The organism is Pseudoalteromonas sp. J2K-J599, from assembly GCF_059295115.2.
Genome location: NZ_CM200271.1, coordinates 3,344,248 through 3,370,973 on the forward strand (window position 1 = coordinate 3,344,248; position 26,726 = coordinate 3,370,973).

Sequence of the window (26,726 nt, forward strand, 5' to 3'; positions counted from 1 at the left end):
GAAAGGCCAACAGACCCTAGTCAAAATTGATTTAAACTGTTATACTGTGCTATTCACTGCGTCACATTATTCTAGCTAGCTTTAATGCAAGCTACATGATGGCGCCTGTTGTATCAACTTATCAGAGTGGAAGAAACAATCTCTATGGATCCAACTCCTCAGTCACAATTAAAACTTCTGATTCAGAAAGGTAAAGAGCAAGGCTACTTAACTTTTGCAGAAGTAAATGATCACCTTCCACAAGACATTATAGACTCAGATCAAGTAGAAGATATCATAAGCATGATTAATGACATGGGTATCAAGGTTAGCGAAAACGCGCCTGATGCTGATGAATTAATGATGCAAGAAACAACGACAGACGAAGACGCAGCTGAAGCTGCCGCTGCAGCCCTTGCGACTGTAGAAAAAGAAATCGGCCGTACAACGGATCCAGTTCGCATGTACATGCGCGAAATGGGTACTGTTGAACTTCTTACACGCGAAGGCGAAATTGTAATCGCTAAACGTATTGAAGAAGGCATTAATCAAGTACAGATTTCTGTTGCAGAGTACCCTGAAGCAATCACTTACCTACTAGAGCAGTGGGATAAGTTTGAAGCTGAAGAAATGCGTTTAAGCGATATTATCGTTGGCTTTATCGATCCTAATGAAGATACAGCGCCAATTTCAGCAACTAACATCGGTTCAGAATTAAGTGCTAAGCAACTTGAGGACGACGATAAAGATGACAAAGATGATGCTGATAGCGATGATGATGAAGATGAAGAAGAGATAGACACAGGGCCAGATCCTGAAGAAGCTCGTATTCATTTTGAAAATTTACGTGATTTATATAATAAAGCACGTGATACGTTTGAAGCTAAAGGTCGTTCGCATCCTGAATCACAAGCAGCCATTTTTGAAATTGGTGAGCTTTTCAGAACATTTAAATTAATACCTAAACAGTTTGACCGCATGGTAAATAACATGCGTGAAATGATGGATCGTGTTCGTGTTCAAGAACGCCTAATCATGAAGCAAGCTGTTCAAATTGCTAAATTACCAAAGAAAACATTCGTTAAGCATTTTGCTAATAACGAAACTGACGCTTCTTGGGTTGATTTAGAAATTTCAGGTAACGAAAAGTATTCAGCTAAACTTGAAGAAGTTAAGCCAGAAATCATTCGTAGCATTAATAAATTATCTGTTATTGAACAAACAACAGGTTTAAGCATTGAGCGTATTAAAGACATCAACCGTCGAATGAGCATAGGTGAAGCGAAAGCACGCCGTGCGAAAAAAGAAATGGTTGAAGCTAACTTACGTCTTGTAATCTCAATTGCTAAAAAATACACAAACCGTGGCTTACAATTCTTAGATTTAATCCAAGAAGGTAACATTGGTCTGATGAAAGCGGTTGATAAGTTTGAATATCGCCGTGGTTATAAGTTTTCTACTTATGCTACGTGGTGGATACGTCAAGCAATCACACGCTCTATTGCTGACCAAGCAAGAACAATCCGTATCCCTGTGCATATGATTGAAACGATTAATAAACTTAACCGTATCTCTCGTCAAATGTTACAAGAAATGGGTCGTGAGCCAAATCCAGAAGAATTAGCAGAACGCATGATGATGCCTGAGGATAAAATCCGTAAGGTACTTAAGATTGCTAAAGAGCCAATTTCAATGGAAACACCAATCGGTGATGATGAAGATTCTCACTTAGGTGACTTTATCGAAGATACAACTATTGATTCGCCAATCGATTCGGCAACAATGGAATCTCTTCGTGGCGCAACTAACGATGTACTTGCAGGCTTAACAGCTCGTGAAGCTAAAGTACTACGTATGCGTTTTGGTATTGATATGAATACCGACCACACCTTAGAAGAAGTAGGTAAACAGTTTGACGTAACACGTGAACGTATTCGTCAAATAGAAGCGAAAGCACTGCGTAAATTACGCCACCCTTCTCGCTCAGATTTACTGAAAAGCTTTTTAGACGCTAAATAATTTAGCGCTACTATATAAACTAAAAAGGCCGCTATAGCGGCCTTTTTTCTATTTGAAGGAAATAACCATGGCTTGGATCCAAATTCGTATTAATGCCAATTCTGCAACAGCTGATGCCGTAAGCGATCTATTAATGGAAGCGGGTAGCGCTTCAGTAACCTTTATTGACGCAAAAGACACCCCTATTTACGAGCCTAAAATTGGCACCGTTGTGTTCTGGGCTGATACCACAGTTATTGGCTTATTCGAAGCTAATCATGATATGAACGCAGTCATTGCGTTATTGAAGCGCCATGATGAGCTAAAAGACAATTTAGTATACAAAATAGAGCAACTTGAAGATAAAGACTGGGAACGTGAATGGATGGATAACTTCCACCCTATTCAATTTGGCGAAAAACTATGGATTTGCCCAAGCTGGCGCGACATTCCTGACCCTGATGCAGTAAATGTATTGCTAGACCCTGGCCTTGCTTTTGGCACGGGCACACATGCAACAACGGCCTTGTGCCTTAAATGGTTAGAAAGCCAAGATCTGACGGGTAAAACGGTTGTTGATTTTGGTTGTGGCTCAGGCATTTTAGGTATTGCAGCTATAAAACTAGGTGCAGAGCGTATGATTGGGATAGATATTGACCCTCAAGCGCTTGAAGCAAGCCTTGATAACGCGAATCGAAATGGTGTTGCAGATAAACTCGAAGTATACCTTCCAGAAAACCAACCTGAGTTTAGTGCAGATATAGTAGTGGCTAATATTTTAGCCCAGCCACTTCGCGAATTACATAGTGTGATTTTAGGGTTATTAAAGCCAGGTGGTAAAATTGCCATGTCAGGTATTTTAGAAGAACAAGCGCAATCGGTTGCTGACATTTATGCACCGTTTATTGAACTAGATGACATTGCCGTTGAAGGTGATTGGACTCGAGTAAGTGGCACTAAAAAAGCGTAATAAATCGAACAATCAAATCTAGAGCATTAACTCAAAACATGCATGTAAAGCCTGTATTTAACAGGCTTTACTATTTTTTTACATATCCAAAAACTTTCTAGTTATCTTGTAAAAAATAAAATCTGTATGAATTTCAAACAAATCAACCTACTTGTCATGTGGTTATCAAATGTCAATACGAAAAGGGCAAAAAAAAGTTACTTTTGTTCAATTTATAACCTTTGATTTTTGTGAAAAAAACCGTAAACTTAGCGCCCCTTGAAAAGAGGCCTATTGAATATAGTGCGTATCGGTAAATACCAACTTGAGAATAATGTAATTGTCGCGCCAATGGCAGGCATTACAGACAGACCATTTAGACAACTTTGTCGACGCTTAGGTGCGGGCTTAGCTGTGTCTGAAATGCTATCGTCAAATCCTAAGGTTTGGAAAACAGAAAAGTCGATGAACCGTATGGATCACAGCGGTGAGTCGGGTATACGCGCGGTGCAAATTGCAGGAGCAGATCCTGAGCTTATGGCGCAGGCCGCACAATTCAATGTTGCTAATGGTGCACAGATCATAGATATCAATATGGGGTGCCCAGCAAAAAAAGTGAACAAGAAACTCGCAGGCTCTGCCTTATTACAGTTTCCTGAACTTGTGGAAGAGATTATTGATGCAGTCGTTAATGCTGTTGATATACCTGTGACACTTAAAATCCGTACAGGATGGGATCCGGATAACCGTAATGGTGTAGAGATTGCGAGAATAGCTGAACGTTATGGCATTGCATCACTTGCTGTACATGGGCGTACGCGCGCATGTATGTACAAAGGTGATGCTGAGTACGCCACGATTAGGGATATAAAACGTTCAGTGTCGATTCCTGTAGTTGCCAATGGTGATATTACATCACCAGAAAAAGCAAAACAGGTTTTAGACTATACGGGTGCAGATGCCATTATGATTGGCCGAGCCGCCCAAGGTCGCCCTTGGATATTTAGGGAGATAGACCACTATTTGCGAACTGGGGAACATTTACAGCCACCTGCTATTGCAGAGGTGCGCAGTATATTAATGGAGCATTTAACAAACCTCCATATGTTTTACGGTGAGCCAATGGGAGCGCGAATTGCTCGCAAACATGTATCTTGGTATTTGCAAACCCATGACAGTGATGGTCAGTTTAGGCGAGTATTTAATGCGCTCGACAACCCACAGGCACAGGTCGTCGCATTAGAGCAATACTTTAAAACACTAGCAGCTAACTAAGAAAGAAAGAGACTTAATAATGTTCGAACAAAACGTGACTTCTCCATTTATCACTAACCCTCATGTTCAGTCACACGAGAAACCGCAGCCATTGCGTGATGCAGTAAAAAAAGCTGTTCACCACTATTTAAAGCAGCTTAACGGTCAAGATGTGCAAGATGTTTACGACCTTGTTCTTTCAGAGCTAGAAGCGCCATTACTTGAAGAAGTAATGACATATACACGTGGTAACCAAACTCGTGCAGCAATTTTACTAGGTATCAACCGTGGTACTTTACGTAAAAAGCTTAAAAAATACGGCATGAACTAATATGCTGGCTGTGAATTATCACAGCTAATTATTAAAAAAGCACCTTAGGGTGCTTTTTTTATGCCTACAGTTTATTAACTAAATTGCAAAATGCTCACGCTTATTGAGCCTTTATAAGTCGTTTTTTGAGTAGTAATCAGTTAAAATGCCCGCTTCTAAGCTAGCTCATTAACTGAGGAAATCAAACTACAATGGATACTCATCGTCCCATTCGTCGCGCACTATTAAGTGTGTCTGATAAAACCGGTATTGTTGAATTTGCCCGCGCACTTGAAGCGCAAGGCGTTGATATTTTATCAACTGGCGGCACATGTAAACTACTTGCTGATAACGCCATAAAAGTGACTGAAGTATCAGATCACACAGGCCACCCTGAAATCATGGATGGTCGCGTAAAAACTCTTCACCCAAAAATTCACGGCGGCATATTAGCCCGTCGCGGACAAGATGAAAGCGTAATGGCAGATAACAACATTTCTGCTATCGACATAGTTGTAGTTAACTTATACCCCTTTGCGAATACAGTCGCTCAAGAAAACTGCAGCCTTGAAGATGCCATTGAAAATATTGATATTGGCGGCCCTACAATGGTTCGTGCAGCAGCTAAAAACCACAAAGATGTAACAATCGTGGTAAACGCAAGCGACTACGACCGTGTTATTAGTGAAATGCAAAACAACAATGGTTCAACAACGTACAAAACACGTTTTGATTTAGCGATTGCCGCCTACGAGCACACAGCACAATACGATGGCATGATTGCTAACTACTTCGGTAAAATGGTGCCTGATTACACCGAGGAAGCTGCTGTAGAGACTAAATTCCCACGTACTATCAATATGCAGTTCACTAAAAAGCAAGATATGCGTTACGGTGAAAACTCACATCAAGATGCTGCTTTTTATGTTGAAAATGACATTGCTGAAGCATCAGTTGCAACAGCAACTCAATTGCAAGGTAAAGCCCTTTCGTTTAACAATATTGCCGATACCGATGCTGCGCTTGAATGCGTTAAAGAATTTGATGTACCTGCGTGCGTAATTGTAAAACATGCTAACCCGTGTGGTGTTTCAATTGGCGACAATATCCTACAAGCATACGAGCGCGCTTTTAAAACAGACCCTACATCAGCATTTGGTGGCATTATTGCCTTTAACCGAGAGCTAGATGCAGCAACTGCACAAGCAATTGTTGACCGTCAGTTTGTTGAAGTAATTATTGCACCTAGTATTTCGAGCGACGCTGCAAAAATTGTTGAAGCTAAAAAGAACGTGCGTCTATTAGAGTGTGGACAGTGGACAGGTAAAGCCGCTGGCCAAGATATTAAACGCGTTAACGGCGGTATTTTAGTTCAAGACCGCGATTTAGGCATGGTAACGCAAGGCGACTTAAAAGTTGTTTCTAAGCGCCAGCCTTCTGAGCAAGAACTTAAAGATTTACTGTTTTGCTGGAAAGTAGCTAAGTTTGTTAAATCAAACGCAATTGTTTATGCCCGTGACGGTATGACCATTGGTGTGGGCGCAGGCCAAATGAGTCGCGTATACTCAGCTAAAATTGCAGGTATAAAAGCCGCCGACGAAAACCTTGAAGTTAAAGGTTCAGTTATGGCGTCTGACGCATTCTTCCCATTCCGTGATGGCATTGACGCAGCCGCAGCCGCTGGCATTACTGCGGTAATTCAGCCTGGTGGCTCAATGCGTGATGAAGAAGTGATTGCAGCTGCTGATGAAGCTGGCATGGCAATGGTACTCACTGGTATGCGCCATTTCCGCCACTAATCACACAAAGGGTTAAACGTTGGTTTAACCCTTTTTGTTTGCTATAAATTCACGTATTCTGATTATTCAATAACCTATTTAAAATTATAATGTGAAGGAACAAACAATGAAATTTGCGCTAAAATCGCTACTTGTAGCCACACTAACAATGACATCGACTATGGCGCTTAGCCATAACCACGAATCAAGCCTTGAACATGCACTTCAATCAAGCGAACGCAGTGCTAAAAACAGCGCTCGTGATGAATATCGTCACCCAGCTCAAACACTTGCATTTTTTGGCTTTAAACCAACCATGACAGTTGTTGAAATTGCACCCGGTGGTGGTTGGTATAGTGAAATTTTAGCGCCAGCATTAAAAGAACAAGGCACTTATTATGCCGCGCACTTTCCTGCTGATTCATCAGTTGGCTACTACCAACGCTCTCTTGCAGGCTTTAAACAAAAAGTAGCTGAAGATGAGCGCTTTAGTAGCGTTAAAATTACTGAGTTTGCACCTGTAACACATTTAGATATTGCGCCAGCTGGCAGTGCCGATATGGTTTTAACATTTCGTAATGTACATAACTGGTATATGGGCAAAGATAAAAGCGGTGCACTAAGTGCATTCCAAGCTTTTTATAAAGCCCTTAAACCAGGCGGTACATTAGGTTTAGTTGAACACCGTTTAGCTGAAGAGCGTGCTGATGAAGATCAAAAAACATCAGGTTATATGAAGCAGAGCTACGTAGTAGACCTTGCTGAACAAGCTGGGTTTGAATTAGTAGCAAGCAGTGAAATAAATGCAAATCCAAAAGATACAGCCGATCACCCTAAAGGTGTATGGACGCTACCACCAAGCTTAAGACTCGGCGAACAAGATGCTGACAAATATAAAGCCATTGGTGAAAGCGACCGCATGACGCTGAAATTTAAGAAACCGCTTTAAATAGGAATTTTCGCCATGAATGTTTTAGTCATTGGCAGCGGCGGCCGCGAACACGCACTTGCGTTTAAAGCCGCTCAAAACACCAAAGTAAATACTGTATTTGTAGCCCCTGGTAATGCAGGTACTGCACTTGAACCAAAACTTGAAAACGTAGCAATAAACGTTGACGACTTAGATGGTTTACTTAGTTTTGCACAGCAAAATAAGGTAGAGCTTACTATTGTAGGTCCAGAAATACCGTTAGTACTGGGTGTTGTTGATAAGTTTCGTGAACATAACATGGCTATTTTTGGACCAACGGCGGGCGCAGCTCAACTTGAAGGTTCGAAATCGTTTACTAAAGACTTTTTAGCACGTCATAAAATCCCAACGGGCGACTACCAAACGTTTGAACAAATTGAGCCTGCCCTTGCTTATTTAAAAGAGAAAGGCGCGCCAATTGTTGTAAAAGCAGATGGTTTGGCTGCGGGTAAAGGCGTAATTGTAGCCATGACGGAGGCCGATGCCGAAGAAGCGATTCGCGATATGCTTGCGGGTAATGCTTTTGGCGATGCGGGAAGTCGTGTTGTTATTGAAGAGTTTTTAGACGGTGAAGAAGCGTCTTTCATCGTAATGGTTGATGGTAAAAACGTATTACCATTTGCAACCAGCCAAGATCATAAACGCGCTTACAATGGCGATGCGGGTCCTAACACAGGTGGCATGGGTGCATACTCACCTGCACCAGTTGTTACTGATGAAATCCACCAGCGTATTATGAACGAAGTGATCTACCCTACGGTAGAAGGCATGGCAAGCGAAGGCCATCCGTACACCGGCTTTTTATATGCAGGTTTAATGATTGACGAAACAGGCACCCCTAAAGTAATTGAGTACAATTGTCGCTTTGGCGATCCTGAAACTCAACCAATGATGCTACGTTTGCAATCAGATTTGGTTGAATTGATTGAAGCTGCTAACCGTGTAGAACTTGATAAAACAACAATTGAGTTTGACTCACGCGCAGCAGTTGGTGTTGTACTTGCCGCTAAAGGCTACCCTGGTGATTACCCTAAAGGTGACGCTATTTCGGGGCTAAAAGTGGATTACCCTGCAGGTGAAAAAGTGTTTCATGCGGGTACTAAACAAAGTGGCAATGACGTTGTAACCGCAGGCGGTCGCGTATTATGCGCAACAGCACTTGGTAACACTGTTACGCAAGCGCAGCAACGCGCCTATGAGCTTGTTAAACAAATTAGCTGGGATGGTATGGAATATCGTACAGATATAGCTTACCGTGCTATTGCACGCGAGCAATAGCATATAATACCTATTCATTGGTATAACCAATTAATTTAACTAAAAAAGCGCAGTTTCCCTGCGCTTTTTTAGTGCTACACTAATTAAAAGGTTTTTTAAAAGTAAATTAACGTTGGAACTAAGAACTTTACGTTACCATGCAATTGCTGTTGCCATACTGATTTTTATATTTTTTATAATCAGTACATTGGCATCAAACTTAGTCGTGCCTACACGATATACAATTGATAAAACGGCTCCAATGTACCTCGATTACGCCTACTATATTGACGAAACCAAAACTAAAACATTCGATACCATCATTAACCAACCTGAATTACTTACTCATCAACCATTTTCAGATGTTCCATGGAGCTTTAGCCAACAAAATTATTGGTTGTTTCTTGATTTAGAAAATAAAAGCCTTAACAAGCAAAATGTTGTGGCACATTTTGACAACCCTATGGTCGATCACCTTACGGTTTATCGCCTCGATAAAAATAACAAACTAGTTGAAACATACAAACTCGGCGATAAAGAAGAAGCCCTCTCTTTGTTTGAATACAGCGTACCGCATATTCGCTTTTTAGTAGAAAGAAAATCATCACAACGCCTAGTAATAAAAATAGACACAATCGGCATAAGTAAAACACCTGTAAACTTGTATCGTGATAAAGAGTTTATTGACTTAGTGCGATCTCAAACTGGGATCTGGGGTATTTTTGTAGGCGTGCTATTGATGGCTGCGCTTTACAACTTGGTGCTTTATTTTGGTATAAAAGACCGTGTTTATTTAATTTATATTGGCTACATCGTCAGCGCTATTACGCTAATGGGTGCAGTACTGGGCTTTGGTTTTTATTTATGGCCTAAGCAATGGCAGCTCTTTATTCACGAACAAATTGTATTTAGTAATTATGGGGTCGCCTTTTTCACCCTTGCTTTTTGCACCATGTTTTTGCGCTATCATAAAGATAAATGTTGGCGTTACAAAATGAGCATAGCTCTACTTTGGCTAATGTTTACTCTTGCTGTATGTAGCTTGTTTATTCCTGAAAATATAGCGGCTCCTATATTTTTTGGTGTAATGGTACTGCTTTATATTACTTGTATTATTTTAATATATAACAAGTTACGCAGTGGTTTTAGGTGGGCTAAGTTTTATGTTTTATCATGGATACCGCTAATTTTTGGTGCGGCAATTCAGCCTATGGAACTCACTGGTGTTTTACCGTATACCTTTGCAACCCGCCATGCCTTTTTAGTCGCTATTTTGTGTGAAGTTATTTTAATGGCGATGGCATTAGCAGACAGGGTAAGGTATCAGCGAGAACGTGCGCTTTATCATGCCACGCATACACAACAAACACGATTACTTAATAGCTCCAAACTAAAACAAGCATTTATGGCACTACAAAGCCAAAACCGCTCAACAACGTTGTGTTTAATAAAAATACGTCACTTTAATTCACTCAATACAATTATTACCTCTTCTCAGGGCTACACACTTATAAAGCATATAGCCAAAGAGCTTGAATTAGAACTCAGCCATGAACGTGAATTTACAAACCTCGAAACAGATTTAAACACCAGTCCTCGCTTAGCCGATTTAAGCAGTGGTGTATTTGCCTGTATTTCTACAAAAACACAAAACCAAGAAATGCTAGAAGCACTACTGACTAAAATAATTAGTAGCCTACCAAAACAATATGAAATTAAAGGGCTAAACCTGCAGCTTAGTTACAGTATAGGTATTAGTAGTGCAGGCAAGACTAACGACTTTGAATATTGGTTAAAGCGTGGTTATTTAGCGCTTAAAAAAGCAAAAGGTAGCGTTAATCAAGTTGGGTCATCGTCAAACGGTAATAATCTGATGATGGACGTTGCTCTAGCCGCTAAGCTGCAACAAGCAATCAAAACAAATCAACTGGCGCTTTATTACCAACCTCAAATAAACTTATTAAGTAACCACGTAAGTGGTGCTGAAGCTTTATTACGTTGGCCCGACCCAACTTACAGCAACTTATCAATTGAAGAGCTAATAACACTTGCTGAACACACAGGTATTATTAACGAGCTAACACTGTGGGTAATAGAGCAAGCCTGTAAAGACATAGTTGAGCTTACAAAAAATGGCTATAACGAGCACACAATTAGCGTAAATTTAAGTGCTAAAAACTTAACCATAAATAATTTAGCCGAAAAAGTAGAAAATATTTTAATTAAATACCAAGTGCCGGCACACTTACTTAAATTTGAACTAACCGAATCGGCCTTCGTAGATAGTCAAGATGCACTTATAAAGTTAGTTGATGAGTTAACCGCATTAGGTATTAAAGTGGTACTGGATGACTTTGGGACAGGCTACGCATCACTTAGCTACTTAGTTAATTATCACTTTAGTGAGCTTAAAATAGATAAGTCATTTGTTTTTGATTTGCCTAACAACCCAACTCACCAAGTTATTGTACAAACAGCCATTGATATGGCGCATAACCTCAATTTATCAATAACAATTGAGGGGGTAGAAACCCAAGAAATCCATCACTTACTCAAAGATATGAACGCTGATTCCGCCCAAGGTTATTTATACGCAAAAGCACTGCCTTACACCGACTATTTACACTTCTTAAAAAGCCAATATAGCTTAAAAATGTTAGACTCCTCTTTTTAACATCTTTAGGGGCCAAGTAAAGATGCAAGGCACACTGCGTAAACTAAAATCGAGCTTAACCGAACCAGTACAATATCACTTACCTGTGGGTGAGCACTTAGTAGACTTAAATGCATTTATAGGTAAGGAGCTTACGCTTACCTTTAGTGGCACTATTTTATGTTCTAACTGCGGTAAAAAAACCAAAAAAAGCTACTCTCAAGGTCACTGTTTTGTATGTATGCGCAAGCTTGCTAGTTGCGATATGTGCATAATGAAACCAGAAACCTGCCACTACGATCAAGGCACTTGCCGAGAGCCGCAGTGGGGCGAAGAAAACTGCATGATCCCACACTATGTATATCTCGCTAACACCTCAGGTTTAAAGGTAGGTATTACCCGCCACACACAAATACCGACTCGCTGGGTTGATCAAGGCGCCACTCAGGCATTACCTATTTTTAAAGTGCAAACTCGCCTGCAATCTGGTTTAGTAGAAGTTGCATTGGCTGAATTTATTGCCGACAAAACTAATTGGCGCAATATGCTAAAAGGTCAAAACGACGCAATTGACTTAAAGGCAGCGGCAGCCGAGCTGATCCCACAAATTAGTGAAAAGCTAAACGAGCTCAGTGAATTATTTGGCGCAACAGCCATAGAGCAACTTGATGAAGATGTGGTTGATTTAAACTTTCCAGTAACCGAATACCCAACAAAAATCAGCTCATTTAACTTTGATAAAGACCCTGTTGTAAGTGGTGTTTTACAAGGTATTAAAGGTCAGTACTTAATCTTTGAAAAAGGCGTTATTAATATACGTAAATTTACGTCTTATGAAGTAACCGTAGGCTAACGGGCTATGTTAAACAGCTACCCACAATTATTGGTTATTTATAATGAGCTTGAGATAGCCCATAACCAACAAGAGCAACAAGAGTGCTTGCACAGCGTTACGCAAAGTGAGCTAAGCGATGTGCGAGTACTTAACAAGCAAGGTGACTACCTTAATTTACAAGGCACTGTTTGCCCTAAATTGAATGGCGAGCAACTAGCACAGCTTGTTACAGCTTACTTATTAAATGAAGGACAATGCTGCCTTGGTAAAATCAAAACCCTAAGCACAGCGCAGGCGTTTGATTTACTAGGGCTATAAACACTCTCTTTATTTAAACCTCAGTAAGCACTTTTATATGCGCTACAGCACTGCGACCTAAAGCTGATAGCGCATAGCCACCTTCTAAATACGAAATAACCCCTTTGCAACCGTCCTCTTTAGCAACACCACATAGTTGCTCGGTAAGCCAAATATAGTCATCCTCTACAAACTTTAAGCTTGCCATATCATCTTCTAGGTGAGCATCGAACCCTGCGCTTATAAAAAGTAATTCAGGTTTAAACGCTTTTAATTTTGGTAGCCATTGCCCAGTAAACACCTCTTTTAAATCGTCGCCATTACTGGCAATTGGCAGAGGTGAATTAACTATATGACTATTATTTTTAACCGCTGTATTTGGATAAAACGGATACTGAAATAACGAACAAAGCAGTACATTTTCGTCATCAATAAAAATATCTTGCGTGCCATTACCGTGGTGTACATCAAAATCCGCAATAGCAATGCGCTTAACCCCTTTGCTTTGTGCGTACTTAACAGCAATAGCTAAGTTATTAAACACACAAAACCCAGATGATGAGTTTTTGTTAGCGTGATGCCCTGGCGGGCGCACTGAGCAAAAAGCAGCATCGAGTTTATCGGCAAGTATTTCATCAACCGCTAACAATCCGGCACCGACTGCCCGCTCAATCGCTTTAAACGAATCGGGGCACAGCCACGTATCGCCATCTAAATTAGCGAGCCCTTCTGTTGGTAGCGTATTTTCTACGTGTTTAAGTAAAGCTTCATCGTGAGCAAGTAAATAGTGCTCACGCTCGGCCTTGGGTGCTTGTAGGTGTGTTAAGCCAACATCTACGCCGCTGGCAAGTAATCGGTCTGTTATGGCATCTAGACGTTCTGGGCACTCGGGGTGGTCGTCTATCATTTTATGCTTACGGCAATGAGGATGAGAAATAACAGCGGTACGCATAAAAAGTCCCTTACAAGGTGTAAAAACTTAATATAGCAAAGCCACCGATGGGTGGCTTTGCGACTTTGGTTTATATCAATACTTTAAATATCAATATTAGCTATTTTGCTTTTAAATGTAGGTTTCTAAAGTCAAAGCTAAAGTCGGTCACTTGTGTTGATACCGCGCGCATTTTGGCACTGTTTACACGATTTTGTGAGCTCATTTCAAAACGAATAAACGCATCTGCTTCTAGTAGCTTTTCATCCCACTTAACAATAAATGTATTACCAGTGTAATGCTCCAGAGTGCCTTTCAAGCGTTTAGTGTGGGTAAAATCAATGCGTAATTTACCATCTAACTGCTCAATAATTACATCGCCGTACCAATCATCGTGCAATGTTCCGGTGTAATTAATATTTGGTAATTGTGGTTGGTAGTCGGCGGGGGCTTCTGGTTTTGCATTAGCATACGCTTGTTGCTTGCCTTCAAAATGACTTTTAGCTAAATCTTCTACCCAGTCTTTATCTTCAAGTTCAAGTGCATCTTCAAGCACTTCATGGGTTACAGCCGAAAGTGCACCAAAAGCTTGTTGATTAGATAAAATAACAATACCGAGGTTTTTCTCTGGCAATAAAGTAACTTGCGATACCATTCCCAAAATACCACCGCCGTGACCTAGCTTTTTAAAGCCGTGGTAGTCTTCAATACTCCAGCCTAACCCATAACCCCTAAACTGCTGATGATACGATTCAAACGCACTTTTAGACGCCATAGACGTAATATGTGGGTGCCACATTTGCGCTTGTTGCTTTTCGCTAAACAGCTGCTCGCCATTAGGCATTTTACCGCCCGCTAATTGCGTACGAAGCCATTGGCTCATGTCGCTTACACTTGAAGCAATGGCGCCTGCGCCTCTAAAGTCCTCAAGGTAGTTCACAAAAAATGGATGAAGCGTGCCATCCATAGGAATATGACCTGTCGCCCAGTTTTTATTACTTTTAGGAATACGTGAAAAGCCCGCGCGTGAGTTATCCATGTGCAGCGGCTGTAATATATTTTTTTCGATGTAATCGTTCCAGCTCATACCCGACACACGTGCAACCACTTCACCAGCGGTAACAAACATCAAGTTGTTATAAGCGTACTTACTACGAAAGCTGCTCGCTGGTTTTAAATACTGTAATCCCGCTAAAATTTCATCAACTGATTTATCGGTACTTGGCCAAATCATTAAATCGCCTTGCCCAAGCCCAAGCCCACTGCGATGGCTTAATAAGTCACGAATACGCATTTCGCGTGTTACGTACGAGTCGTACAATCTAAACTCTGGTAAATGATCAATTACGCGGTCATCCCAGCTTAATTTACCTTCATCAACCAACTTTGCCAGTGCCGCAGTAGTGAATGCTTTTGTGTTTGAAGCAATACCAAATAAAGTGTCTTTGTTTACTTTTTTGTTGGTATCGAGATTAGTTACACCAAAGCCTTTAGCAAATATTACTTTATCGTTTTCAACAATGGCAACTGCCATACCGGGTACGTCAAAACGTGCCATTGACGCTTTAATTACGTCGTCAATTTTGTTGGTATCAACTTGTGCCCAGCTGCTAAACGTAGTGCCTGCTAATAGTGCAATTGCGGCAAGTTTGGTTAATTTCATATCAATCCTATTTTATTATTTTTGATGAACTGCAAATTCAATTGCTGCGCGCTCTTGATTGGTGTCGCTTTTTTGTGCGCGATTTAATATGGCATCACTGTATTCTTTTGGTACGCCCGCTTCAAGTGAACCGCGATGAACGTGTTTTATATACCAATCATATGGGAGTACATCGCTGTCATGGGTATTAGCTATATAACAATGTGCGGCTACAGTCTCACCCGTTAAAAGCGTTGGGGCTATATCTACACAATCGTAACCTGGCCCTTCAATACTGTCTAAAATAGCTTTTTCTTCTTCATTGAGCTCATAAATAACGCCGTAAACCAATGCATCTTCTTTATCGCTTGGACAAATACTGCATTTACCTGAGCCATCTTTAAATAGCATATCAAAAGTAAGCTCGTAGCCTTTAAGTACCGCAGTTCCTACACGCTTTACATTGGGCAAGCGCGCTAACAAACGGGTAGATGACATATTAGAACCAAACGAGAAATTATATAGCGGCATTTTTATCTCCTGCGCTTTTTGAATAAGTTAAATAACAACACGTACTGCAAGTGCAATTAAAATAATGCCAATTCCACGGTCAAACCAATAACCGCGTTGTTGGAAAAAGCCCCTTACATTATCGCGAGAAAGCATCATTGAAAGCATTGAAAACCACGCCCAAGTAGCCAATGCCATGTACACGCCGTAGCCGACCTGTACGCTAGTAGGTGTTGTTGGGCTAATCACGAGTGTAAATAACGACATAAAAAATAACGTGGCTTTTGGGTTTAATGCATTGGTGAAAAAGCCGCGCCTAAAAGCCACCCAAACGGGTTCCTCTTGAACGGTTTTGTTTTCAACATCTTTTACAGCCTCGCCTTCATTACTTGCAGGCGGTTTTGCAGCTCTAAGAGCTTGTACGCCTAAGTAAGCTAAATATGCACCAGCAAGGTACTTCAGCGCCATAAATAAACTAGGCGATTGCGTTAAAATAAGCGCAACACCTAAAACGCAATAGGCAACGTGCAGTAAAATAGCAGCGCCAACACCGGCGCTTGTCCACAATGCATTACGCCTTCCTTGTTGCACACTTTGCTTAAGTACTACGGCAAAGTCGGGCCCAGGGCTTGCTACTGCAAAAAAATGAGCAATAACAATCAGTAAAAATTCATCTAAGTATTCCACGCAAATCCTTGCTAGTTTGGCGAATAAGCTAATAACAGCGGGTTGGCCGAGTTATTTACCAATGCTTTAATTTCTTTTTGTGCTTTTTTAAACTGGCCACGTAAATGCGGCTTTAAATGTTTTTTAGACACCTTATCGTTTTTAAAGTAACTAATTAGGGCATGCATAAATACCGTATGCGTTTCACTTAACTTAGCTTCACGGTTAGCGTATGGGTTATAGCAAGAGCCACACCCGCCTTTAAACTGATACACCGTGTTGCTCAACATCACACCAAACCCTAAAAAACAAGCAAGTGCATCAGCAGCTTGTGGTAAATACTCCCTACCACCAGGCGGCAGCACCCCAACGTGATGAATAAGTATGGTGGCCAGAGTACCCGCATAACTTGCCACTAAATCTTGTGGCTGATTAATCTGATTAGGATTAAAAGAAATATTAATCGTATGGCTTGGCGGCACAATTAAATGGCTGCCTTCGCCACGTATTTCATTGCTAAATTCGAAGTGTGGAAAAACTTGCGGTTGTAATTGCTGCGGTGCAACTAGTTGGATAGGCCATGCGTTCATACCCGCGTAATTAGTAACGCGGTTAAAAACATTGCTCGCCATTTCTTCAATGCTCGATACCGAATCAGGGAAAAAAGTGGCCGTTGGCAGTATTATTTGAGTGTGCTTTGTAAAAAACTCAGCATCAAAGTTTTCTACAGCCCAAATAAATGTATCAATAAGCCATTGCTGCTCTTGCTGCTCTAATAATGGCTTTGATTTAAATAAAGCTAACATAGTGTGCTCTTTTAGGTTTTAGTTTAGGTGCTTACGTAGGTGCTAACTTAGTCTTTTTGTGTAAGCGCCCAGTCCCACGCTTGAGTATTGTATAGCGGCACTGTTGATAGCGCATGGTGGTGGCTTCCACTGGACTCTTTAGTTGAGTACGATAAGTACAATAAAGTACGATTTTCAGCATCGTAAATACGACGCACTTTTAGTGATTTAAATAATATACTTTTAGATGATTTAAAGATCACCTCGCCCGATTTGCTACGGTCTATTTTTTGTAGCTGCTGCGCTGTAATTGGCCCCGTTTGACGACACGCTATAGACATATCTGAGGGATCAGAAAAGTCCAAATTAGCCTCTATGTGACTAATATGACAAGTAACGCCCTCAACAATAGGATCTTGCTGCGAATTTACCACAACATCCTTAGTTGTAAATAGCCCAAGGCTTACCGACGCAACATCGTCAGAGCAAGCACTTAACGTAACAATTGCACCTGCAAGTAAAGCTAAACGTTTAAATTTTTGTGGTAATTTCATACTTATCCTTAATCAATATTTAGGTAACTTAGTAGATAAGTTACTAAGCGAAGGTTCACCTGTTTGTTTTTATACTAACATCAAAAATAAATACGACTAAATTAGTTTAAAGTAAAGATTTTAGATAGCTCAGGGTTTAGTGACCCCTCTTGTATTTGGTACAATTACCTCTCGCTCATGCAGTAACTCATAATAGGAAACGCCTAAATGCCGCACATTATTATTGAACACTCAGAAGACCTCCCCGTTTTACCTCAAGTACTGGTAGAAAAAATTCATACAACCGCTTTTGAAAGTAACTTGTTTGAATTAGAAACCATAAAAACACGTGCTATTGCTTATCAGCAATATCAACTTGGCGCAGGAAAATCAGGGTTTATACATATCGCGGTACATATTTTGGCAGGACGCTCAATTGAGCAAAAACAAATGTTAAGCGAACTGCTACTTTCATGTTTAAAAACATATTGCAGAGCATCAGACAGTCTAAGCGTAAATATTTACGATATTGAGCATGAGATATACCGTAAAAATTAGTTAACTCTTGTAGTTTTGAGCAATAAAAGTAAACACTAGTAAGTAAAAAGCCCCAATAGGGGCTTTTTTGTCTTCTGAAATTAAATGCTGAACACTGTCACTTATAAAGCAAAGCATCTGATCTAACGCTGGAATTTAATAGTGCATTCGCACTATTTCAAATTTAAGAAAGCTTAGCTTAATCTATGGATTAATTTTATTTAGATTACGTTTATTATTAGGGGTAACTAAAGAATAAAAATTACACAATATTAAATTAATGTAGCTTTAAATAATTTGGATAGGTATTTACTTGGGAAATTTGTAAAAGTGGTGGCCCCTCCCAGACTCGAACTGGGGACCTAACGATTATGAGTCGTGTGCTCTAACCAACTGAGCTAAGGGGCCAACTTTATATAACTGCCAGGCAGTTAATTTTTGAAGCGTTCAGTCACAGAGCGACTAAAGCGGGTTGCAGTATAAAAACTTTTTAGGTGCTTGTCACTACCAAAAACCTTTATTTTAACAATCAACAAGCTAACTGCTTAAATAGTAATCTTTTAAGTGGGCATAAACATAAAATGTAAGGTATTTACCGTGCTATTCACTGTATTAAATTATAAACAAAACCTATCCCATATAGTCTTTTATATTTAACCCTCTACTTTTTAAGCGAAGCTGACATATATGTGTAGGCATACAAGGCTGTAAAAAATATGCTTGGGGCTACTGTAAGTGCCAAATTAGGTGTCTGATTAATTACATTCACCATAATCACTAAGCTCGATTGAACAGTAATCGGAATAATAAGCGCAAAAAGTACACCTGCTATTTTTTTGTTACTTAAATACGAGGCGCTAGAGTTAATTGCATTATTGAAGCTTTGTCGTATTGCTACGTTTTGTGGTGTTTTAGAATGAAACATACAAATAATTGGAGTTACAAACGCAAGCGTTACATAACTAAACTTATACTTGTTGACGACCATTTTTAAAATAAAGGTAAAAAACAGCGTTACAAATCCACTATACAAACCTTGCACTAATGCAGCTTGAAGCGTAACCGATTTAGCAATGTCTGCCGCACTATTTGCCCAGTAGGCCCAACTAAAATAAAAAACGAAAGACACAACGCCTGACATTATAAGTCGAATATTCAATTAACTGCCTCAATATGCCTAAAACCTAGTTTAATGATAACACTAGAAGTGAAGGTAATATTGTCACTAAATAATAAAGTATTTGATTGTATATTATAGATGTATAAACACACTAATGTTGAAGATTTCCTAAATGGCATCAAGTCAGAATCTGAGCGCGGCTGTTAGCTGGAAAGCTTATTAGTAAACAATAAGTATAGTTTTAAAATAATATTGGGAGTGAGTTAAGGAAGTGAGTTAATGGGTTGAAGAGTTTTAAAAATTGGATTTAATCTAAAAAACTATCTAAAAACTATCTAAAAATTCTTTAAAAACTAATATTGTGAGCCGATCGGTACTAAAGTATTTAGCTAAACCTCAGTAGTCGGCTTACACAATATATAATCTGTCATTATTTTTTCGCAATAATGTAGATTGCATGTATTAACCCTGGGAAATAACCTAGCAGTGTTAATAGAATATTTAACCAAAAATGCATACCTAAGCCAACTTGCAAAAACACACCTAATGGCGGTAATAGAACCGAAAGTATTATACGAATAATATCCATGATCAAACTCCATTTAAATTAAACATTGAAAAGACTTAAAGCCCAGTATTACTGGGCCTAAACTATACTGTATTATTCAGCAACAATAGCTAGTTTATCAACTACGTCGCGAACATCTTCAGCATTTTTAGCAATTTTAACTGCTAGTTGCTTTTCAGCTTCAGACTCTACAGAGCCATTCAGAGTTACCACACCGTTGTCGGTATCAACATCAATGTCTGTACCACCTACTTCTGAGTCAAACAGGAAGCGAGTTGTGATTACAGTGGTGATTTTAGCATCCGTTAGGTCGTTATCATCATCGTCCATCATGTCGTTGTTTTTATCTTCGGTGTCCATGCTTTTAACAACAGTAAGGCTGTTATCAACATCAGTTACACCATCTAGGCTAAGTACAAGTTCTTCTGCTAGCTCTTTATCGAGTTCGCTATTAACTTTACCTGTAAGTACTACCTTGCCATTTTTTACATCAGTGTTAATGTCAAAGTTGTTTAGATTAGTGTTCATAAGTAGAACGGTTTCTGCCTTACCATCAATCCAAGCATCTTTACTTTCGTTTTCCCAGCTGTTTGCTTGGGCACCCATAGCCGTAGTACCAAGAACTAGAGCTGCGATAATAGATTTGTTAAATGTTTTCATAATCTTTCTCCTTTTGATTAAAGACACTTTAACTAATGCGAGCTTCAGGCCAACTTTATTTACACTTAAAATTCAAAGACTTGAATTAATTAAAAGATAAAACCTTATCTATGTTTTTGTAACTATTTACAGGCTACTCGGTAAAACTTTCTCAAATAGTGAAAATAGCTAGATAATTGCTCTTTTGGTTAATCTATCGTTAATATAACAAAACAAAAAACACCGTTAAAAAATAACCAATTGATAATTAATGAAATTATATTTGGTACGCGGTTTGCAGCCTAACTACAAGAGCAGTATCAATAGTAAATATAATAAGGAATAACTCATGTCTGTAAAAGTTGAAGACCGCCCAATAGAGCAAGTACGCGAACAAGTGATTGATCAATTAATTTATAATTACAGTCATGGTGTTATTTCTGTTGATGCATTTGAAAGACGTTTAGATAATGCGATGGATGCACCTAATAACGAAGCTCTGCTAGCCTTAGTAGAAGACTTAACACTTAATACCGATCAGCAATATAAAGCAGAAAAACAATCGCAATTTACACCACATTATAGTGCACAGCAAAACAGTGATGATGATTTTACATTACGCAGTATTTTAGGATCTAACGAGCGAAGTGGTCAGTGGGTTGTGCCAAAAAATATATATTTGAGTAACTTTATGGGATCGGTGGTGCTTGATTTTACCGATGCTATTTTTGCGCATCAAAATGTAACTATTCACGTTAACTGTATTTTTGGTAGCGATGAAATTTACGTACCAGAGCATGTCAATGTAGTGTCTAAAATGTTTTGTATTTTAAGTAGCCTTGAAAATAAATCTGTGTCGCTTAACAAACGCCAAGGCCCTACAATTCATATTGAAGGAAAGGCAGTAATGGGCTCGGTTGAGGTAAAAATAAAGCGCACAATTAAAGAAAAATTTATAAGCTTTGCAAATGAGCTAAAAACCCAGTTTGGCACGGGTAATAATAATCGCTCACTATTATTGAGTAGCAGCACTTTAGCGTGCTGCTTAGTATTTTATTATAAATCGTTATTTCGCTCGCTTGGTATATCACTTAAATACTCTACAAACTCAACTTCAAACCCTGCAGGATCAATAAAGTAGACATTCTTTCTGAAAGGATTCTCGCTACCTTGCTTGCTTAGAGTAAAACCCACTTTATTTAAGCGCATTACTACTGCGCTTAAATTATTAGTTACATAAGCAAAGTGTGCAAAACCAACTTGATGGCCCGATAAGTTTCTGTTTTCACCTTCACCATGACTGCTTATCGCAATGTAATGCGTGTCATCTCCAAAGTGTACCCAGCATCTTGGTTTTCCATGCCAATCGCCTCTGCCCTCACTTCTAATCGACCAATGTGGAAATACAGCGCGATAAAATGTAAGCATACTATCTATATCACTCGCGACTAAGTTTACGTGCTCTAAATACATAATGTTATCCTATCAGTTAAGTTAGGAGCACGATAAAACCTCAAGTTAACTTTAGGTAAAGTGTTATTTAAAATTAATTTATTTAAATGCAGATAATTATTTTTTAAAAATATATACACTTTTCAATCTTGTATAAAAAACAAACACAAGTATTTGGGGTTTATTGTTTACTTTATGGCAAAAGTCGCTAAAATACGCCGGCTGAAATATATAAACGTTCTTTTACAACCCAAAGGTAATACCATGCATCCAATGTTAAACATTGCGGTTCGCGCTGCGCGCAACGCAGGCAAAATTTTACTTCGCGCAAGTGAAGATTTATCAAAAGTTGAAGTGCAACAAAAAGGCGCTAACGACTTAGTAACTAACATTGATAAAGAAGCCGAAGCCGTAATTCGTGACACTATTTTACAGTCTTACCCTACTCACTCAATTGTTGGTGAAGAACTAGGTGAGCATAAAGGCAAGGATGATGATTACCAATGGATTGTAGATCCTATCGATGGAACAACTAACTTCATCAAAGGTATCCCTCATTACGCGGTTTCTATCGCACTTAAAGTTAAAGGTCGTTTAGACCAAGCTGTTATTTATGATCCAATTCGCGGTGAGCTTTTCACTGCATCTCGCGGTCAAGGCACTCAGTTAAACAGTAAACGTCTACGCGTTAGCAAAACTACGGTTCTTGCAGGCACTGTACTTGCTACTGGTTTCCCGTTCAAAAACAAAAACCACATGGATGCATACACTGAAGCGTTTAAAGCATTATTTGTACACACTGCTGATATTCGCCGTGCAGGTTGTTCTGCTTTAGATATGGCATACGTTGCAGCTGGCCGTGTTGATGGATTTTTTGAAATTGGTTTAAAACCTTGGAACTCTGCTGCAGGCGAACTTATGGTTAAAGAAGCGGGCGGTATGGTTGTAGATTTCGCCGGTGGTAATAACTATAACCACAGCGGCAATATTATCTGTGGTTCACCAAAACTGACTCAAGCAATTATTCGCGAAATTCGTCCAGTATTAACTGAGTCGTTACTTCGCTAATTAAATGCTATTAATAGCATACTAGAAAGGAGCCCAGGCTCCTTTTTTTGTGCCTAAAAATAAGGGTTATCTAGCTTCAACTCTACTGTTTTACCTTTTTCATAAGGTAACGAGTTTAAATCTTTTGCGAAATATTCATCAAATAAAGCATCAAACTCGCCATTTTTTTGCATTATCTCAAGCCCTTTTTTAATTGCCACTGCAAGCTCTGGCTTACTATTTGATACAAAATAATAAAACCCTGTTGGATAACTCATATATAAATTAGGTACTATCACTAGGTTACTTTGTTTATTTGCCGCTAGCTCTGAATTAACCTCGATAAATGAACGTGGGAAGTAATCAATACGCCCTGCACTTGTTAAGGCAAACATAGCCTGATAATTTGCAAACGGCCTTATATGCAGGCCATTAAACGCCATTATTTTTGTATCAGGCCAATCATGACCTTGTACCGCAGAAAGCCTACCTAACTGCTCTAAGCTAGTAATACCTTTAAATCTAGCAATGCTGTTCTTACTTGTTAATAGTGCCCTTTTACCTATGTAGCCTTTAAATAATGGGATTTTAATCGCAATAGCTAAAGACTCTCTTTCGGGGCTGCTCATACTCCAGTATAAATCTAAATTTTTTGTATCTAGTGCTATTAAAGTACGTTGTTGATGGGGATGAATTAAAACGGGGTTAATCTCTGCAGGGTATTGTGCGCTCACCAGTGCTTTTTCTAATAGCTCGTTAAGGTAGTCGTCACGAGCATATTGAACACGCTGCTCCTGCGCTACATTTACGATATTTACCTCACTCGCTAAAGCGCTGCATACAAACAAACTTACTACGTTAATCAAATACTTTAATGGCAACATAATTATCACCCTAGTTATTATCGGTAGTTTTAACAGTTATTATTGATAGTTTAAATTATCGCGTTATTTAAGCTAAACAGCTTCCAGCGCCTAAATAAAAGATGACGATATTATGTAACTGTACTTATTAATAACCGCGCTATTCATACTTATCTTAAATACATAGTACGACGTTACACTCATGGCGTGCTCTACAAAGTTAGCACTGTTTATTCATACTTGCACAGTAAAGCTAAAACAATCGTGAGCATAAATATATTACAGGCAATAAAAAACCGCTCAATGAGCGGTTTTTTAAAGTAGTTACAAAACCATTACGGCATAGCGTCTTGGTCTGCGCCTTCTTTTTCAATTACTTCTGGTATTAAATCTTCTTTGCTTACGCCCATTGCTATAGCAACAGAGCTTGCAACATAAATCGAAGAATAAGTACCAATAAACACACCAAACAGTAATGCAGTTGCAAAACCATGAATGGTTTGTCCGCCCCATGCAAACAAGGCAATCAATACTAAAATAGTCGTGATTGATGTTACAAGTGTACGGTTAAGTGTTTGCGTAAGTGAAATATCAATAATTTCTATCGTATCGTCAATGCGTACCTTACGGAAGTTTTCACGTATACGGTCTGATACAACAATCGTATCATTGAGTGAATAACCAATTACCGCAAGAATTGCCGCTAATATAGTTAAATCAAACTCTAAACCTAATACCGAAAATAAACCCACAGTAATAATAACATCGTGTAGTAGTGCACCTACCGCACCTACTGCAAAGCGCCATTCAAAACGAAACGCAACGTAGATTAAGATACAAATAAGCGCAGTTAACATGGCAAGGCCACCCTGCTCTTTTAAGTCTTCACCTACACTTGGGCCTACAAATTCAATACGGCGCATTACTACGCTGTCGTCTGCTTTTTTAAGTGCATCGATTACTTGGTTACCAATTACTTCAGCTTTTACATCGCTACCGCGTGGTGCTAAGCGAACTAAAATTTCTTGGCTTGAACCAAATAGCTGCACTGATGCATCAGCAAAACCATTATCAGCTAGTGCATCACGTACTTTTTTAAGGTCAGCCGGTTGTGAAAAACCCACTTCTACCGCAGTACCGCCGGTAAAATCTAAACCAAAGTTTAGGCCTTTGATAAAAATTGATGCAAACGACGCTAAAATTAGTAGCGTCGAGAAACCCATAGCCACTTTTCGAAGAGACATGAAACGAAGGGTTCTACTACCCAAACTTAAAATTTGCATGTCTGCTCCTTAAATCGAAAGTTTATCAATGCGTTTACCACCAACAAATAAGTTGATTACCGCACGGGTACCAACGATGGCTGTAAACATTGAAGTTAAAATACCAATCGCAAGTGTCACTGCAAAGCCCGCAATCGGACCAGTGCCCACTGCAAACAGTATAATGGCAGCAATTAGTGTCGTGATGTTGGCATCAAATATAGTGCTAAATGCGCTATCGTAACCAAAATGAATCGCTTGTTGAGGGCTACGGCCATCGGCCAGCTCTTCACGTATACGTTCAAAAATAAGTACGTTAGCATCAACCGCCATACCTACCGTTAATACAATACCGGCAATACCAGGTAGCGTAAGTGTAGCGCCCGGAATTAAAGACATAACACCTACAATTAGTACTAAGTTAGCCGCAAGCGCAAGGTTTGCAACCATACCAAAACCTTTGTAGTACACAAGCATAAACACAAGTACAAACGCAAAGCCAAGTGCAACCGCAGTCATACCCGCTTCAATATTTTCTTGTCCTAAGCTTGGGCCTACTGTGCGCTCTTCAACAATTTGAATTGGCGCTACAAGTGCACCAGCACGAAGTAGTAAGCTTAAGTTATGTGCTTCTGCTGGGTTATCAATGCCGGTAATACGGAACGAGCGATCAAGACGGGCTTGAATCGTTGCTACGTTAATAACTTCTTCAACCTTAATAGGCGGAAGCGCTTTACCGTCTGCATCTTTTTTACCTGATGGCTTGTACTCAATAAATACCGTTGCCATACGCTTACCAATAGCACGCTTGGTAAAGGCATTCATTTTTGCCCCACCTTTGCTATCTAGCGTAATACTTACTTGCGGACGTTGGTATTCATCAGCGCCAGATTGCGCGCCCGTAATATGGCTGCCCTCTAAAATAATACGCTTTTTAAGTACAACAGGGTAACCGTCGCGGCTCATGATCATTTCAGTACCCGCTGGGATACGACCTTGGGCAGCAGCGCTAATATCTGCGTTTTCGTCTACTTCACGAAATTCAAGTGTTGCTGTCGCGCCTAAAATTTCTTTAGCACGTGCAGTATCTTGAATACCTGGTAGTTGAACAATAATACGCTCAGCGCCTTGGCGTTGTACGTTAGGCTCTGCAACACCAATTTGGTTGATACGGTTACGAATAATCGTTTCATTTTGCTTGATAGCGTAGTCACGAATTTCTTTGAGTTTTTGCTCACTCATTGTCGCAAAAAATGCTTTATCGTTACTGCTGTCATCAATGTAGACATTTAGCGGGTAGCGAGTTTCTAAGAAACTCTCTGCAGCATTTTTGTCTTCTTCGGTACGCATTTCTACACGCATACGATCGGAGCCTGCTACGCGGCGAACACTACGATAACGTAGTTTTTCTTCGCGCAGGTCACTGCGAAAATCTTGTTCCATTTGCTCAAGCTGGTTATCAACCGCTGTTGCCATGTCGATTTCCATGGTGAAATGTACGCCACCACTTAAATCAAGACCTAGCTTCATAGGGTTACCACCAACCGCTTTTAACCAAGCTGGTTGAGCAGGTGCCATATTAATAGCAGAAATGTAATCATCGCTCAGCGAATCACGAAGTAAGTCATGCGCTTTAAGTTGCTCTTCAACATTTTTTAAACGAACTAAAATTTGTCCATCTTCAAGTATTGTCGATTTAGCGGTTACATTATTTGTTTTAAGGATTGCGTTTACTTTGTCTACAACACTGAGATCGACATCAGCGCCTTTAGCACCTGAAACTTGTATGGCCGGATCGCGACCATACAAGTTTGGAGAGGCATATAAAAGGCCAATGGCTACCACAGCTAAAACAAGTAAATACTTCCAAACTGGAAACTTGTTTAACACG

General features: G+C 39.7%; 25 protein-coding genes, 1 tRNA gene and 1 pseudogene. 13 read left to right on the forward strand and 14 right to left on the reverse strand.

The genetic code is table 11. The features are described from left to right. The first annotated feature begins 144 nt into the window (after positions 1-144). The 10 genes from rpoD to AC5NT5_RS15115 all read left to right on the forward strand — a co-directional run bounded on the left by rpoD (position 145) and on the right by AC5NT5_RS15115 (position 12,301). The gene (gene rpoD, locus AC5NT5_RS15070; protein ID WP_182671437.1) at positions 145-1,998 is read left to right on the forward strand and encodes an RNA polymerase sigma factor RpoD; all 1,854 of its coding nucleotides are present in this window, start codon (positions 145-147) and stop codon (positions 1,996-1,998) included. A gap of 67 nt (positions 1,999-2,065) precedes the next feature. Continuing rightward, positions 2,066-2,947 carry a 50S ribosomal protein L11 methyltransferase gene (gene prmA, locus AC5NT5_RS15075; protein WP_494513860.1) on the forward strand — a complete coding sequence of 294 codons (882 nt, stop codon included), beginning with the start codon at positions 2,066-2,068 and terminating at the stop codon, positions 2,945-2,947. 282 nt (positions 2,948-3,229) lie between these two features. Beyond that, entirely contained in the window at positions 3,230-4,201 is a 972-nt protein-coding gene (gene dusB, locus AC5NT5_RS15080; protein WP_024603689.1) for a tRNA dihydrouridine synthase DusB, read from the forward strand. 19 nt (positions 4,202-4,220) lie between these two features. Then, complete coding sequence (fis, locus tag AC5NT5_RS15085; RefSeq protein WP_002957804.1) at positions 4,221-4,511, forward strand: DNA-binding transcriptional regulator Fis; 291 nt, start codon at positions 4,221-4,223, stop codon at positions 4,509-4,511. A gap of 191 nt (positions 4,512-4,702) precedes the next feature. Then, positions 4,703-6,289 carry a bifunctional phosphoribosylaminoimidazolecarboxamide formyltransferase/IMP cyclohydrolase gene (purH, locus tag AC5NT5_RS15090; RefSeq protein ID WP_024603688.1) on the forward strand — a complete coding sequence of 529 codons (1,587 nt, stop codon included), beginning with the start codon at positions 4,703-4,705 and terminating at the stop codon, positions 6,287-6,289. Between the two features lie 106 nt (positions 6,290-6,395). Further along, on the forward strand, positions 6,396-7,217 hold the full coding sequence (locus AC5NT5_RS15095) for a class I SAM-dependent methyltransferase (protein WP_182682566.1): 822 nt from the start codon (positions 6,396-6,398) through the stop codon (positions 7,215-7,217). Between the two features lie 15 nt (positions 7,218-7,232). Further along, positions 7,233-8,516: a phosphoribosylamine--glycine ligase gene (purD, locus tag AC5NT5_RS15100; protein WP_494513859.1), complete on the forward strand. Its 1,284-nt coding sequence runs from the start codon at positions 7,233-7,235 to the stop codon at positions 8,514-8,516. Positions 8,517-8,628: 112 nt separating this feature from the next. After that, positions 8,629-11,169, forward strand: a complete 2,541-nt coding sequence (locus AC5NT5_RS15105) for an EAL domain-containing protein (protein ID WP_494513858.1) — start codon at positions 8,629-8,631, stop codon at positions 11,167-11,169. 22 nt (positions 11,170-11,191) lie between these two features. Continuing rightward, the gene (locus AC5NT5_RS15110) at positions 11,192-12,001 is read left to right on the forward strand and encodes a DUF2797 domain-containing protein (RefSeq protein WP_024597548.1); all 810 of its coding nucleotides are present in this window, start codon (positions 11,192-11,194) and stop codon (positions 11,999-12,001) included. Between the two features lie 6 nt (positions 12,002-12,007). Then, complete coding sequence (locus AC5NT5_RS15115) at positions 12,008-12,301, forward strand: DUF4144 family protein (RefSeq protein ID WP_002957811.1); 294 nt, start codon at positions 12,008-12,010, stop codon at positions 12,299-12,301. Positions 12,302-12,314: 13 nt separating this feature from the next. Here the strand turns inward: AC5NT5_RS15115 and AC5NT5_RS15120 are convergent, their stop codons facing one another. The 6 genes from AC5NT5_RS15120 to AC5NT5_RS15145 form a co-directional block, all read right to left on the reverse strand. After that, a complete protein-coding gene (locus tag AC5NT5_RS15120; RefSeq protein ID WP_494513857.1) occupies positions 12,315-13,232 on the reverse strand; it encodes a histone deacetylase family protein in 918 nt (305 codons plus the stop codon). A 100-nt stretch (positions 13,233-13,332) separates the two neighbouring features. Further along, positions 13,333-14,874, reverse strand: coding sequence for a serine hydrolase (locus AC5NT5_RS15125; protein ID WP_494513856.1), 1,542 nt, complete (start codon positions 14,872-14,874; stop codon positions 13,333-13,335). A 15-nt stretch (positions 14,875-14,889) separates the two neighbouring features. Continuing rightward, complete coding sequence (locus tag AC5NT5_RS15130) at positions 14,890-15,384, reverse strand: gamma-glutamylcyclotransferase family protein (RefSeq protein ID WP_182754534.1); 495 nt, start codon at positions 15,382-15,384, stop codon at positions 14,890-14,892. A 27-nt stretch (positions 15,385-15,411) separates the two neighbouring features. Then, positions 15,412-16,050 (reverse strand): LysE family translocator, encoded by a 639-nt coding sequence (locus AC5NT5_RS15135; protein WP_182695498.1) that lies wholly within the window; start codon positions 16,048-16,050, stop codon positions 15,412-15,414. An 11-nt stretch (positions 16,051-16,061) separates the two neighbouring features. After that, the gene (locus AC5NT5_RS15140; protein ID WP_182671446.1) at positions 16,062-16,835 is read right to left on the reverse strand and encodes a hypothetical protein; all 774 of its coding nucleotides are present in this window, start codon (positions 16,833-16,835) and stop codon (positions 16,062-16,064) included. 47 nt (positions 16,836-16,882) lie between these two features. Beyond that, a complete protein-coding gene (locus tag AC5NT5_RS15145; protein ID WP_002957817.1) occupies positions 16,883-17,368 on the reverse strand; it encodes a CreA family protein in 486 nt (161 codons plus the stop codon). 207 nt (positions 17,369-17,575) lie between these two features. On the opposite strand from AC5NT5_RS15145, the gene AC5NT5_RS15150 reads away from it, so the two are divergent. After that, positions 17,576-17,905, forward strand: a complete 330-nt coding sequence (locus AC5NT5_RS15150) for a 5-carboxymethyl-2-hydroxymuconate Delta-isomerase (RefSeq protein ID WP_002957818.1) — start codon at positions 17,576-17,578, stop codon at positions 17,903-17,905. A 310-nt stretch (positions 17,906-18,215) separates the two neighbouring features. Here the strand turns inward: AC5NT5_RS15150 and AC5NT5_RS15155 are convergent. The 4 genes from AC5NT5_RS15155 to AC5NT5_RS15170 all read right to left on the reverse strand — a co-directional run bounded on the left by AC5NT5_RS15155 (position 18,216) and on the right by AC5NT5_RS15170 (position 20,232). Further along, positions 18,216-18,292, reverse strand: a tRNA-Ile gene (locus tag AC5NT5_RS15155). Positions 18,293-18,545: 253 nt separating this feature from the next. Continuing rightward, complete coding sequence (locus tag AC5NT5_RS15160) at positions 18,546-19,043, reverse strand: hypothetical protein (protein ID WP_494513855.1); 498 nt, start codon at positions 19,041-19,043, stop codon at positions 18,546-18,548. A gap of 391 nt (positions 19,044-19,434) precedes the next feature. Continuing rightward, complete coding sequence (locus AC5NT5_RS15165; protein WP_002957822.1) at positions 19,435-19,593, reverse strand: YqaE/Pmp3 family membrane protein; 159 nt, start codon at positions 19,591-19,593, stop codon at positions 19,435-19,437. 72 nt (positions 19,594-19,665) lie between these two features. Next, positions 19,666-20,232, reverse strand: coding sequence for a BON domain-containing protein (locus AC5NT5_RS15170; protein WP_182693927.1), 567 nt, complete (start codon positions 20,230-20,232; stop codon positions 19,666-19,668). Between the two features lie 328 nt (positions 20,233-20,560). Here AC5NT5_RS15170 and AC5NT5_RS15175 point away from each other — a divergent pair. Continuing rightward, positions 20,561-21,211: pseudogene (locus tag AC5NT5_RS15175) on the forward strand (LiaF domain-containing protein); the annotation flags it as partial. 56 nt (positions 21,212-21,267) lie between these two features. On the opposite strand, the gene AC5NT5_RS15180 reads toward AC5NT5_RS15175, so the two are convergent. Next, the gene (locus AC5NT5_RS15180; RefSeq protein ID WP_494513854.1) at positions 21,268-21,684 is read right to left on the reverse strand and encodes a VOC family protein; all 417 of its coding nucleotides are present in this window, start codon (positions 21,682-21,684) and stop codon (positions 21,268-21,270) included. 243 nt (positions 21,685-21,927) lie between these two features. Between AC5NT5_RS15180 and suhB the strand changes: the two genes are divergently transcribed. Continuing rightward, entirely contained in the window at positions 21,928-22,731 is an 804-nt protein-coding gene (suhB, locus tag AC5NT5_RS15185) for an inositol-1-monophosphatase (RefSeq protein ID WP_002957826.1), read from the forward strand. Positions 22,732-22,784: 53 nt separating this feature from the next. Here suhB and AC5NT5_RS15190 read toward each other — a convergent pair whose 3' ends face one another. From AC5NT5_RS15190 to secD, 3 genes are all read right to left on the reverse strand, one after another. Further along, positions 22,785-23,594 carry a substrate-binding periplasmic protein gene (locus AC5NT5_RS15190; RefSeq protein ID WP_182671447.1) on the reverse strand — a complete coding sequence of 270 codons (810 nt, stop codon included), beginning with the start codon at positions 23,592-23,594 and terminating at the stop codon, positions 22,785-22,787. 314 nt (positions 23,595-23,908) lie between these two features. Further along, positions 23,909-24,856 (reverse strand): protein translocase subunit SecF, encoded by a 948-nt coding sequence (gene secF, locus AC5NT5_RS15195; RefSeq protein ID WP_002957828.1) that lies wholly within the window; start codon positions 24,854-24,856, stop codon positions 23,909-23,911. A gap of 9 nt (positions 24,857-24,865) precedes the next feature. Continuing rightward, a complete protein-coding gene (gene secD / locus AC5NT5_RS15200; protein ID WP_002957829.1) occupies positions 24,866-26,725 on the reverse strand; it encodes a protein translocase subunit SecD in 1,860 nt (619 codons plus the stop codon). Position 26,726: the final 1 nt, after the last annotated feature.

Coding starts and splice junctions, on each gene's coding strand:
- rpoD (WP_182671437.1), top strand. CDS start 145: ATGGATCCAACTCCTCAGTCACAATTAAAACTTCTGATTCAGAAAGGT.
- prmA (WP_494513860.1), top strand. CDS start 2,066: ATGGCTTGGATCCAAATTCGTATTAATGCCAATTCTGCAACAGCTGAT.
- fis (WP_002957804.1), top strand. CDS start 4,221: ATGTTCGAACAAAACGTGACTTCTCCATTTATCACTAACCCTCATGTT.
- purH (WP_024603688.1), top strand. CDS start 4,703: ATGGATACTCATCGTCCCATTCGTCGCGCACTATTAAGTGTGTCTGAT.
- AC5NT5_RS15095 (WP_182682566.1), top strand. CDS start 6,396: ATGAAATTTGCGCTAAAATCGCTACTTGTAGCCACACTAACAATGACA.
- purD (WP_494513859.1), top strand. CDS start 7,233: ATGAATGTTTTAGTCATTGGCAGCGGCGGCCGCGAACACGCACTTGCG.
- AC5NT5_RS15110 (WP_024597548.1), top strand. CDS start 11,192: ATGCAAGGCACACTGCGTAAACTAAAATCGAGCTTAACCGAACCAGTA.
- AC5NT5_RS15115 (WP_002957811.1), top strand. CDS start 12,008: ATGTTAAACAGCTACCCACAATTATTGGTTATTTATAATGAGCTTGAG.
- AC5NT5_RS15120 (WP_494513857.1), bottom strand. CDS start 13,232: ATGCGTACCGCTGTTATTTCTCATCCTCATTGCCGTAAGCATAAAATG.
- AC5NT5_RS15125 (WP_494513856.1), bottom strand. CDS start 14,874: ATGAAATTAACCAAACTTGCCGCAATTGCACTATTAGCAGGCACTACG.
- AC5NT5_RS15130 (WP_182754534.1), bottom strand. CDS start 15,384: ATGCCGCTATATAATTTCTCGTTTGGTTCTAATATGTCATCTACCCGT.
- AC5NT5_RS15140 (WP_182671446.1), bottom strand. CDS start 16,835: ATGTTAGCTTTATTTAAATCAAAGCCATTATTAGAGCAGCAAGAGCAG.
- AC5NT5_RS15145 (WP_002957817.1), bottom strand. CDS start 17,368: ATGAAATTACCACAAAAATTTAAACGTTTAGCTTTACTTGCAGGTGCA.
- AC5NT5_RS15150 (WP_002957818.1), top strand. CDS start 17,576: ATGCCGCACATTATTATTGAACACTCAGAAGACCTCCCCGTTTTACCT.
- AC5NT5_RS15165 (WP_002957822.1), bottom strand. CDS start 19,593: ATGGATATTATTCGTATAATACTTTCGGTTCTATTACCGCCATTAGGT.
- AC5NT5_RS15170 (WP_182693927.1), bottom strand. CDS start 20,232: ATGAAAACATTTAACAAATCTATTATCGCAGCTCTAGTTCTTGGTACT.
- AC5NT5_RS15180 (WP_494513854.1), bottom strand. CDS start 21,684: ATGTATTTAGAGCACGTAAACTTAGTCGCGAGTGATATAGATAGTATG.
- suhB (WP_002957826.1), top strand. CDS start 21,928: ATGCATCCAATGTTAAACATTGCGGTTCGCGCTGCGCGCAACGCAGGC.
- AC5NT5_RS15190 (WP_182671447.1), bottom strand. CDS start 23,594: ATGTTGCCATTAAAGTATTTGATTAACGTAGTAAGTTTGTTTGTATGC.
- secF (WP_002957828.1), bottom strand. CDS start 24,856: ATGCAAATTTTAAGTTTGGGTAGTAGAACCCTTCGTTTCATGTCTCTT.